At 68.0% G+C, this 11,709-nt stretch carries 3 protein-coding genes; all 3 read left to right on the top strand.

All coding sequences use genetic code 11. The annotated features are described in order from the left end of the window. The first annotated feature begins 41 nt into the window (after positions 1-41). Genes AAGA68_08080 through AAGA68_08070 form a run of 3 tightly spaced genes read left to right on the top strand, consistent with a single transcriptional unit; the run spans position 42 to position 11,701 of the window. Positions 42-248: an MbtH family NRPS accessory protein gene (locus tag AAGA68_08080; protein ID MEM9385007.1), complete on the top strand. Its 207-nt coding sequence runs from the start codon at positions 42-44 to the stop codon at positions 246-248. 51 nt (positions 249-299) lie between these two features. After that, positions 300-1,991 carry a cyclic peptide export ABC transporter gene (locus AAGA68_08075; GenBank protein MEM9385006.1) on the top strand — a complete coding sequence of 564 codons (1,692 nt, stop codon included), beginning with the start codon at positions 300-302 and terminating at the stop codon, positions 1,989-1,991. Next, positions 1,988-11,701, top strand: coding sequence for an SDR family NAD(P)-dependent oxidoreductase (locus tag AAGA68_08070; protein MEM9385005.1), 9,714 nt, complete (start codon positions 1,988-1,990; stop codon positions 11,699-11,701). Before AAGA68_08075 ends, AAGA68_08070 begins: the two co-directional genes overlap by 4 nt. Positions 11,702-11,709: the final 8 nt, after the last annotated feature.

Below are 11,709 nucleotides of genomic sequence, written 5' to 3'. Positions count from 1 at the left end.
ACCACTTCCACTCAACACCGTACCTGGGACAGGCATAAACGATGGACGAAGAAGACAACACCCCGGTGAAGGCCGTGATCAACCACGAAGAGCAGTACTCGATATGGCCCCTCGATCGGGAGGTGCCCCTGGGCTGGCGCGATGCCGGCAAGGAGGGAACGCGCGAGGAGGTGCTGTCCTGGATCGAAGAGGTCTGGACCGACATGCGGCCGCTCTCCCTGCGCGAGCAGATGGATGGTCAGTCGTAGCGGGGCTGCTCGCTGCCCAACAAACCGCCGGCAGAGCGCCCCGGTGACGCGATGAACGTGGTCCACACCTTGCTGAGCCATTCGCCGCGTTCGTTCGTAGGCGCTGGCGTACTCGGTCTGGCGTCGGGTGTTGGCTCGGCGGGGATGCTAGCGCTGGTGAACACGGCGATCGCGAACCCGGCGCCTTCCACCGCCGGTGCGGGCCTGCGTTTCCTGTTGGTTGTGCTGCTGGTGATGGCGACGACGGCGGCATCGCAGATGGTGATCGTGCGCCTGGCGCAGGGCGTAGTGCTGGATCTGCAGCGTCGGCTGGTCGGCGCCGTGCTGCAGGCCTCTCTGCCCGCGCTCGAGCGTATCGGCACCCCGCGCCTACTGGCCGCCCTGACCGCCGATGTGGACGCCGTGTCGCGCGCCGCGCCGTGGGTGGCGGGGCTGTGGGTGAATGCGCTCGTCCTGCTCGGCTGCCTCGCCTATCTCGCCTGGCTCTCGCCTACTGTGTTGGCGGTGCTGTTGGGGGTTCTCGTCCTCGGGGGCTTCACCTATCGCGTGCTGTTGGCGCGGGGGCTGGGCTGGATCCGCAAGTCCCACGAGTCGCGCGATGCGCTCTACCGGCACTTCCGTGCGTTGCTCGGCGGCATCAAAGAGCTGAAGCTCCATAGGCCGTGGCGTGCGCGCTTCTTCCACGAGCTGTTCGCCACGGATGCGGAGCGCTTCCGCGACGCGCGGGTCAAGGGCACCTCGATCTTTGCGATCACCGGTGCCTTCGGCGTCACTCTGTTCTTCCTGGCGATCGGACTCCTTGTCTTCGTCCTACCCGGTGTGACCACGGTGAGCGATGCACTGCTGATCAAGTATGCAGTGACGATCCTGTTCATGATCACGCCGCTGCGCGGCCTGTTGAACGCCGTGCCGGAAGTGGAGCAAGCGAACGTAGCCCTTAGGCGCGTTGACGCCCTTGGTCTTGACCTGCAGGAGGCGCCGCGTGCTCTGCAGACGTCGGTGACAGAGGCGTCGGCCGGACCGCGGTTCCAGCGCCTGTCCTTGGAGCAGGTGACGTTCGAGTTCCCTGCACGTGGCGACGAATCCCCCTTTGCACTCGGGCCCATCGACGTCGAACTGCAGGCAGGGGAGCTGGTCTTCATCGTCGGCGGCAACGGCAGCGGCAAGTCCACGCTGGCGAAGGTGCTAACGGGACTCTACCCGATCACCGGGGGGCGGCTGCTGCGCGACGGGGCGGTGGTTGGTGACGATACGGATGCAAGCGCAGGCGTTCCAAACGCACACGCGGTCTCCATGGATGAGTACCGAGCGCTGTTCTCCGGCGTCTTCGCCGACGGTTTCGTGTTCGATGAGCTGTTAGGTCCCGCGGTCGACGAGGGCGGTGGCGAGGCGGTGCAAGGGCTGCTGGAACAGCTTGAGCTCACGCGCAAGGTCGAGGTGACAGGGCGCCGCTTCTCCACCACGGCCCTCTCCAGCGGTCAGCGCAAGCGCCTTGGGCTGCTCGCCACGTGTCTCGAAGACCGACCCATTTACCTCTTCGACGAGTGGGCGGCCGAGCAAGACCCGCGCTTCAAGGACGTGTTCTACCGCACTTTGCTGCCGGAGTTGGCGCGGGCGGGCAAGACGATCGTCGCCATCACCCACGACGATCGGTACTTCGCCTGCGCCGATCGGATCTTGCGAATGGAGGATGGGCAGATTCTGCCGGAGGACTCGCCGACCGTGGCGAGGCAGGCGACGTGAGTGCGGATTTTGTGAAGATGCTGCGGGAGCGAGCGCAGCGTAGTCCGGAGCGAGTGGCGTTTCGGTTCCTGGCCGATGGCGAGACCGAGGTGCACGTGATGACCTTGGGGGCGCTGGAGCATCGCGTGCTCAAGCTCGCTGAACGGCTGGTGAGCGAGGTCGAGGCCCGGGGCGAGCGGGTGCTGATTCTGGTCCCACCCGGTGAGCTGTTCGTGGTGGCGTTCTTCGCGTGCCTTTACGCAGGGTCGGTCGCCGTCCCCGTGGCACCGCCGCGCCGTGCGCGCGGGGACGGGAAGCTACGGGCGATCTGCGATCGTGCAAATGCCGCAGTGGTCGTCTCCACCAACGAGCTGTGGGACAGGGTGCTGGCCGGCGATGAGCTCACCCACGCCCAGCGGGACGCCTTGCGCTGGCTCGATATCGAGGCAGAGGCCACAGGCAGCGCCAGCCCGGAGTTCTCCCCCATCGAGGTGTCAGCGCGGGATCTTGCTTTCCTGCAGTTCACGTCGGGGTCCACAGGGAACCCGAAGGGCGTGCAGATTTCTCACGCCAACCTGCTGGCCAATGCGCGCGCCCTAGCGGAGCGCTTTGGCGACACCGAGGAGACGATCTCGGTCAACTGGCTGCCGCCGTACCATGACATGGGCCTCATCGGTGGCATCCTGCAGCCCATCTATCTCGGCGCGCAGACGGTCATCATGTCGCCTAACGCGTTCGTACAGCGGCCCTTGCGCTGGCTGGAGGCGATCTCCACCTACGGCGCCACGACCAGCGGGGGGCCGGACTTCGGCTACGCCCTGTGCGCCGAGGCAGCGCAGTCCGTGTCGGTCGAGGGGATCGATCTGCGTTCCTGGACCCTGGCATTTACGGGCGCCGAGCCGGTGCGCGCGTCGACACTGGCACGCTTCGCCCGGGCGTTCGCCCCCGCGGGCTTCGATGCCAGTGCCTTCTACCCCTGCTACGGCATGGCCGAGACCACCCTGTTCGTGAGCGGTGGCCGGCGCGGCGCAGGCGCTAATGTACTGCGCGTGGACGCACAGGAGCTGCAGCAGGGCCGTGTCAACACCATCGCTGAGGGGGGGCGACAGGTCGTCGCGTGCGGGCTGCCCGCCGTCGATGACCTATTGATCGTGGCGCCGTGGGGCAAGGAGATTCTCGGTGAAGGGCGTGTGGGCGAGGTGTGGGTGCGTGGTCCGCAGGTCGCCAACGGCTACTACGGTGATGACGAGGCCACGCAGGAGGCCTTCGGCGCCATCCTGGCGAGCGCCGACGGGCCATACTTGCGCACAGGGGACCTCGGGTTTCTCGACGATGGGCAACTCTTCCTCACAGGACGTTGCAAAGATCTGATCATCCTGCGGGGTCGCAATCTCTATCCGGCGGACATCGAGGAGAGCGTGACGGGCGTAGATGAGGCGCTTCAGCAAGGCGCTGTGGCGGCGATCGCCGTGCCCGAGGGTGCGCTCGACGATGCAGCTGCTGGTGAGTCGGGCGAAGGTGCCAGCGGCGACGGGGAGCGGCTCGTGGTCGTGGCCGAGGTGACCCGAACCGCCCGGCGCAACACGGACGCTGAACGTATCGGTAAGGCGATCCGGCGGGCTGTCGTCGATGCCCACGCGGTGGATTGCCACGCGGTGGTGTTGCTGCGTCCCGGCGCGCTGCCACGGACCTCCAGCGGCAAGGTCATGCGCCTCGCGACCCGCGACGCATTGGTGGATGGCGGTCTCCGGGAGCTCGCTCGATGGACGGTACCGAAAGCCGACATCGCTCAGGACACCGGGCCGCTCCCTACGCACGACGCACCCCACTCGCTGGCGGCCCTGCGCCAGCGCCTGATCGCAGAGGTGGCGCAGGCGAGCGGCGTAGCGCCCGGCGCCATTACGGCGGGCGAACCCTGGGCAGCGTATGGGATAGACTCCCTTGAAGGTGTGCGGCTCGTGGAGCGCCTCGGCGCATGGGTGGGACGACATCTGCCGCCCACGCTGCTCTACGACTTTCCCACGATCGACGCCCTAGCTGCCCATCTGTCTTTAACTGGAGCAGCACGCCAAAGCGCTACACCCGACGCACCAAGTACGGATGCGGCTGAGGATGCCGTCGCGGTCATCGGTGTGGCGGCGCGCTTTCCGGGGGGCGAGGACGCCTGGCAGTGGTTCGAGGGGCTGGTGGCAGGGCGCGATGCCATTGGACCGGTGCCTAGCACACGGCCCGCTGCCGACCGCTGGCGGGATGCGGCGGAGCGAACACCGACGTTAGCAGAGGGCGGCTTTCTTCCTGACATCGATGCGGCCGAAACGGCGCTCTTCGGCCTATCGCCCCGCGAGGCACGCCACACAGACCCTCAGCAGCGGCTGTTGCTGGAGACAGCCTGGCGCGCCCTTGAGGATGCGGCGATTGCGCCCAAGGAACTCGCCGGGACCAACACGGGTGTCTTCATCGGCATCAGTTCGCAGGATTACGCCCGCTTGCTAGTCGCCGACGGCGGCGGTGCGGAAGGTCGCATGCCAGTCCATGCCGGTACCGGCAACGCCATGAGCGTCGCCGCGAACCGCCTGTCCTATCGCTTCGACCTGCGCGGGCCAAGCCTGGCGGTGGATACGGCCTGTTCGTCATCGCTGGTGGCCGTCCACCAGGCCTGCGCGAGCCTGGCGCGTGGCGAGTGTTCCGCTGCGCTGGTCGGTGGCGTCAATCTGCTGCTATCACCAGACCTATCGGAGGTCTTTGCCGAGGCGGGGATGTTGTCGCCCGGCGCACGTTGCCGCACCTTCGATGCTCGCGCCGACGGTTACGTTCGTGGGGAAGGTTGTGGCGTGGTGGTCTTGAAGCCTCTTGAGAAGGCGCTGGCCGACGGTGATCGAGTAATGGCGGTCATCCGTGGCAGCGCAGTCAATCAGGACGGCCGATCGAACGGGATGACCGCGCCGAATGGTCACGCTCAGGAAGCGGTGATGCGCGCCGCGCTCACCCGCGCCCGCCTGCAACCTCACCAGCTCGACTACATAGAGGCGCACGGCACGGCCACGTCCCTTGGCGACCCGATCGAGGCGCATGCGCTGGCACGAGTGTTCGGACTGCCTGAAGGCGACCGCCCGGCGCCCCTGCGCGTTGGCTCGGTCAAGAGCAACATCGGGCACCTGGAGGCAGCCGCTGGGATCGCTGGGCTAATCAAGGTAGTGCTTAGCTTGGCCACGGAGCGGTTGCCCGGGCAGTGCCATTTCGAGGCACCGAATCCCCACGCGCCTTTGGTAGCGCCGGGGGAGGGCTCCGATGGGGCGTTGCAAGTGCAGGCGGACAGTGCCGATTGGCCGCGGGGCCCGCGCCGGCGCCGCGCCGGCGTGAGTTCCTTCGGCTTCGGCGGCACCAACGCCCATGTGGTGCTGGAGGAAGCACCGGCTGCCGCGTGCGTGGCGCCTGCCGATCAAGCAGCGGGCACCTCGGTCGCGGGTATCAGCACGGATGTCGCAACGGCCGTGGGGGTGTGGCTTTGCGAGCGTGATCGCGATGCACTAGCCGGGCTTGCCGCGGCGGCGGCTGAGGCGCTGAGTACTCGGAAGGTCACACTCGAAGCGCTCGCGCGTCAAGCCAACCAGGGTCGCCCACGATTCGATGCGCGCATGGCGCTGGTGGCTCGTGACGAGGCCACAGCGATCACGGCGCTGCGCAAGTTCGCTCATGGCGAAGCGGATACGCGCGTGATACTCCCACCCGCGGCCTCGGAGGCACTGGCGGCGATCGATCCAGGCCGCCCACGGATTGCCTTCGCCTTCCCAGGGCAGGGCAGTCAACGAGCGGGAATGGGGATGAATCTCTACGCGCGCGACGCCGCCTTCCGACAGCGGCTAGACGCGTGTGAAGCCATTCTGGCGCAGTGCGCAGGCTTCTCGCTGATCAAACTGCTGAGTACGGCGGGCGATGCAGGGCGCGAGGCCCTCGCGGATACGCGCTACACGCAGCCAGCGCTGTTCGCCGTGGAAGTGAGTCTTGCGCAGACGCTGATGGCGCGTGGCGTGCCGCCGGCGGCACTCATCGGGCACAGCGTCGGCGAGTACGTGGCCGCGTGTCTGGCCGGCGTCTTCAGCTGGGAGGACGGCCTGCGTTTGGTCGCGCGGCGGGCGGCGCTGGTCGCGGCGTTGCCGTCCGGTGGGGGCATGTTGGCGGTGGCACTGAGTGCTGCGCAAGCTAGCGAACATGTTGTTGCTCAGGAGCCGCGTGTCGCGCTGGCCGCGGACAACGGACCACAGCAAACGGTCCTGTCAGGTGCTCGCGATGCGCTGGAGCCTATCGCGGCGACGCTGGCGGCTGATGGCGTTCGGCACCGCTGGCTCGACGTCTCCCATGCGTTTCACTCACCGCTGCTCGATCCTGTGCTCGACGATTTTGGGGCGGTTGTCGCAGGCCTCACCCTACACGCGCCTGATCGCCCTGTGTACTCAAACGTCACCGGTGCGATCGGCGGGGCGGAGATGGCCACGCCGGCGTACTGGGTGGATCATTTGCGCCGCACGGTACGTTTCCGCGAAGGCCTCTGCGCCCTCACAACACAAGGCATCGAGGCGCTGGTCGAGAGCGGGCCTGGGGCGAGCACGCTCACGCTGGCGCGCGGGATCATCGATGCGGCGCAAGACGAACGGACGGCCTGGCTAGCGCCCTTGCCCGAGGGGACGCGCGAGGACGTCGGCGTCGCACAGACCCTCGCGGAGCTTTTCGTGCGGGGGGCGCCGGTTACCGGCGAGCGTGCGATGGCGGCGATACCTGTAGGCGCTTGGCGGCTCCCGGGCGTGCGGTTCCACCGGGCACGCCATTGGTTCGCCGAACGTGCGGTCCCCGCGGGCGTGGCGACGCGCACTAAGGGGCATAGCCATCCGTTGCTGGGAGCCCCCCTAGACCTGCCCTTGGTGGCGGGGCGGCGCTTCGAAGCGGTGATCGGTGCGCAGGTGCCTGCGTGGCTCGCCGATCACCGGGTCGCCGACGCCGTGGTGATGCCGGCGGCTGGGTTTGCCGATCTGATGGTGGCCGCCGGTCGGGTGGTTCTGGGTGCGGACGCTGCGGTTGAAGTTCGTGACGTGATGCTAACGGCGGCGTTGACGCTCTCGGAGACTGAACCTGTCAAGCTCCACACGGTGGTCGAGGAGGAAGGAGAGCAAAGCTACACGGTGCGCGTACTCTCATCCCTGGTGGATGGCGCGCAGGGCGAGGGCACGGCGTGGACCGAGCACGCCTCGGGCCTGCTTGCGTTGGCGCAAAGCCTCGATCGCGATAGCACGCCGTCGGCGTCACCGGATGACACGGGCAGTGAAGAGACCATCGATGTGCGCCGATTGTGGAGGGATCTCGCGGACCTCGGTTTGCGCTACGGTTCCGCCTTCCAGGGCCTTGAGCGCTTGCGGGTGCACGGCACACAAGGGGATGCCGATCGCGTGGCCGTGGCGCGCATCGCGCCGAGCGAGCAGCGCAGTGAACGCCGCTGCCCGGTGCCGCCGACGCGCCTCGATGCGTGTCTGCAGGCTATTGCGCCGCTCGTGCGCGAACGGTCAACTCTCCTGCCGGTGGGCTGGCGAAGACTGCGCTACTGGCCACCCGCCAACGATCAGACCTGGACAGGCCACATCGAGGCCACGGTGCGCCTCACTGCTGCCCGCGAGGCAGCGCTCGAGGTGCGTAGCGCACACGGTGCCCTCGTCCTGGCCATCGACGGCTTGCAGTTGGCGCCGGTGCCTGGTCTCGGTGACTCGGCCGATGGCGACGAGGTGCGCGACGCCATGCACCGCGTCGATTGGGTCCGCTGTGGCCGCTTCGCCGGGCCGCTATCGCGCCTGCCGGCGCCGTCCACGGCGTGCGACGAACTGGCGCCAGGGTTTGAGTACCAGCTGTCGCACGATGAAGGAGTGGCTGCCTATCGTGAAGGATTGGCGGCGCTCGAGACGCGGTCGCGCACGCTCGCCCAGCAGCTAGTACCGCAGATCGAAGCGCTTGGGCACGCGCGATCCACCAAGACGCAGCGCTTACTGGATCGCCTGCGGGTACTCGCGGCGGAGGCGCCCGAGGTGCCTGCGGACAGGGTCTCGTCGCCGGCGGTCGAGGTCGAATCCCGCCTCCTGGAACGCTGTGCCGAACGCGTGCCCGAGGTGCTGTCGGGCGCCTGCGATCCCGTGGCGGAACTGCTCTTTCCCGGCGGTGATGCCAGCGAGTTGCGCGCGATTTACGGCGAGGCCGCCGGGCCGCGCTTGATGAACGCGCAGGTGGCCGGCGTGGTGGCGCAGGCGCTCTGCGCCCTGTCGCCTGACGAGGGGTTACGCGTGCTCGAGATTGGAGCCGGCACCGGGGCGACGAGCGAGCCGGTGCTGGCGGCACTCCCGGCGGCGCGTGGCGCCTACACGCTTACGGACATCGGCGCGCCGCTGGTGCAAGCAGCCGTGGAGCGCCTTTCGCGCCGATACAGGCGCGTGCAGGGGCAGGTACTCGACATCAGCCGAGAGCCCCAGGCCCAGCGCCTCGCTGTGCGGCAGACCGATATCGTCATTGCCGCGAACGTCCTGCACGCCACACCGTCGTTCGGTGAGACCTTGCGCAACGTCCGTGAACTGTTGGTGCCCGGCGGCTGGCTGGTGCTGCTCGAAGGCACCCGTCGCCTCGGTTGGCTGGATCTCACCTTCGGGCTGACCGATGGGTGGTGGTGCTTCGAGCCTGACCAGTACCGTGATTCGCATCCGCTCGTAGATGCCGAGGGCTGGACCCGAGCGCTACGCGATGCAGGGTTCTCCAACGTGGCACGCCTAGGCGGAGCGCGCGCTAGCGATTTGGAGCAGGCGATCATCGTTGCGCAGGTGCCATCGAGCGTCGCGAGTGCCTCGTGTAGGTGGAACATGCTCTCGGCTGCTGGGCTGTGGCCGCAGCTGGAGGCGGCCCTCGCCGGCATTCCCGGGTCGGCAGCGGCAGATGACACATTGCCAGGAGCTGCCAGCCATGGCGCAGTGGTGATGGCGGCCCCGCGGGACGGTTCTGGCGGGTTCGCTGAGGAATGTGAGTCGGTGCTGGCGGACGCGCTTGAGTGTACACATGCCTGGTTGGCGGATCGGCTCGCGACGCACGCCGATGCGCGCGCGGAGGCAAGCCGCGACCAGCGGATCACCTTCGTGACCAAGGGTGCGGTGGCAGCCGGTGATCGCGGCGATGCGCTCGAGAACGGCAACGGCGCAGCGGCCGAGGCCACGCTCACTGGTCTTGCGCGCACCCTGCGTCTGGAGCAGCCAGGCCTACGCGTACGTTGGATCGACGTGGACGACGGCGTATCGACGCAGAGCCTCGCCCGGGAGATCGTCGCGGACGACCCTGAGGATGAGGTGGCCTTGCGCGGGGAGCAGCGCTTCGTGCCGCGCTTGCGGGCCTTCCGCGCGGCGAGTGATCCAAGCCGACTGATCGTCACCGAACCGGGACGCCTCGATAGCCTGGCAGAGCAGCCGCTCGAACGTCGCGCACCGAGGCCGCAGGAGGTGGAGATCGCCGTGCACGCCACGGGCCTGAACTTCCGCGACCTGCTGCAGTGCCTGGGGCTGCTCGAGGGCGGATACGCCGGGGACCTCGGGGACGAGCACATCCCCCTCGGCTTCGAGTGCGCGGGCCGCGTGAGCGCCGTCGGCGATGGGGTGGAGCACGTGGCGTTGGGCGATGCGGTGATCGGGGCCTTCACGCCTGGCAGTCTGGCTTCCCATGTCACGCTGCCGGCACGTTACGTAGTCGCCAAACCGCCGGGCCTGGCGTGGACCGACGCGGCAGCAGCGCCCACCGCGTGGCTAACGGTCTGGTTCGCGTTGGAGGACCTGGCGAGGGTAGGGCCCGGCGATGTGGTCTTGATCCACGCGGCGGCCGGCGGTGTCGGGTTGGCCGCCGTCCGCTACGCCCAGTCGCGCGGGGCGCGAGTGCTGGCCACTGCGCATCCGTCCAAGTGGCCAGCGTTGCGCGCCGAGGGCATCACCCACCTCGCTAGCTCACGCGATGACGCCTTCGCGGACGCCGTGCGCGCCTGGACGGATGACCGCGGCGCCGACGTAGTGTTGAATTCCCTGACCGGCGACCTCGCACGCGCGAGTCTCGCGGTCACCGCGCACGACGGGCGCTTCGTAGAGCTCGGGCGCCTGGACGGCATCGACGCGGACACGGCCGCGCGCGAGCGGCCGGATGTCAGCCACTTTGCCTTCGATCTCGGGCAGATGGCGATCGCCGGTGATCCGCGGTTGGATACGCTAGTAGATCGACTAGGTGATCCAGATCTGGCCACCCGCCTGTCGCTCCCGACGACCGTGTTCGCACACGATCAGGGCGAGGCGGCGATGCGAACCCTGCAGGCGGGTCGGCACGTCGGCAAGGTGGTGCTCGAGCGCCCCGCACCGGCCAGCGTCGGCGCGCCTGCGGGTATTCAATCGGAAGGCTGGTACGTAATCAGCGGAGGCACAGGCGGGCTTGGCATAGCTGTTGCGCAGTGGCTAGCGGGACAGGGGGCAAGCCACCTGGCGCTGTTGGCACGACGGCCCCCTGGCGATGATGCCGCTGAGGCGATCGCGGCGCTGCAGCGTAGCGGGGTGCGTGTGGAAGTACTGAGCGTCGACGTTGCCGAACGCGCGCCACTGGCATCGGCGCTCGAGCAGCTGCGGGCTGCGCAGGGCCGCATCCGCGGCGTGATCCATGCGGCGGGTGTGCTGGCGGATGCCGCGGTGGAGAATATGGATGCGCAGCGCGTTCGCGAGGTGCTCGCGCCTAAGCTTGGCGGCGCGATCAACCTCGCTGAGGAGACGCGCGACGATGGACTAGAGGTGTTCGTCGCCTTCTCTTCTAGCGCTGCGCTGTTGGGCTCGCCGGGGCAGTCCAACCACGCGGCCGCCAACGCTGTCCTCGACGCCCTGGCCAGCCGTCAGAGACTGGCTGGCGCACCGTGGCTTAGTATCGGCTGGGGCGCGTGGAGTCAGATCGGGGCGGCAGCGCGCAAACGGGCCGGTGACCGCTTGGCGCAGGTAGGTATCGGCGAAATCGCCCCCGAGGATGGGTTGCGGGCGTTAGCGCAGGCCTTGGTGTGCGACGCGTCCTACGTGGCGGTGCTGCCCGTGGATTGGCGGCGCTTCGCCACTCATACGCTCGCCGAGCGACCGTTCTTCGAGGAGCGGTTGAGGGCTGCGTTAGTAGCCGACGGTGAAGCAACCGGCGGGATGCCCACGCTCGACTTCTCCGGCCTGGATGCGCACGAACGGAAGGCCGTACTTCAAGAACACCTGCGATCCGAGATCGCCGCCGTGCTCGGGTTGGCAGAGGCGGAGCAGGTGCAGCCTCGCAGCCGCCTGATGGACCTCGGCATGGATTCATTGATGGCGGTTGAGCTGCGTGCACGTTTGCAACGCAGTCTCGGCGTTGCCCTGCAGACGACCTTGCTGTTCGACCATCCCACCGTCGAGGCGCTTGTGGAGTATCTGAGCGAGCAGGTGGCTGACGATGGCGGTGGCATGGCCACCGATAGCGTTGAACATCTTGATAGGCGCGAGCGCGGGCCCGATGTGCATCAGGAGATAACGGACCCGGCAGTGCAGGTGTCGTCGCGGGCACCGGAGGGGGTTGTTGGTGCGGTGATGGAGACGCTGATGTCGTCGCCTGCCGATGACCAGTCGCTGGTGAAGGAGGTTGAAGCGCTGTCTGAGGAGGAACTCCTGCGGCGCCTTCGGTCCTGACGTGGGCC

The sequence above is a fragment of the Pseudomonadota bacterium genome (assembly GCA_039193195.1).
In the GTDB taxonomy this organism is placed as follows: Bacteria; Pseudomonadota; Gammaproteobacteria; order Steroidobacterales; family JBCBZW01; genus JBCBZW01.
The sequence above is the reverse complement of the archived record's forward strand: the minus strand, read 5'-3'. Positions and strand labels throughout refer to the sequence as shown.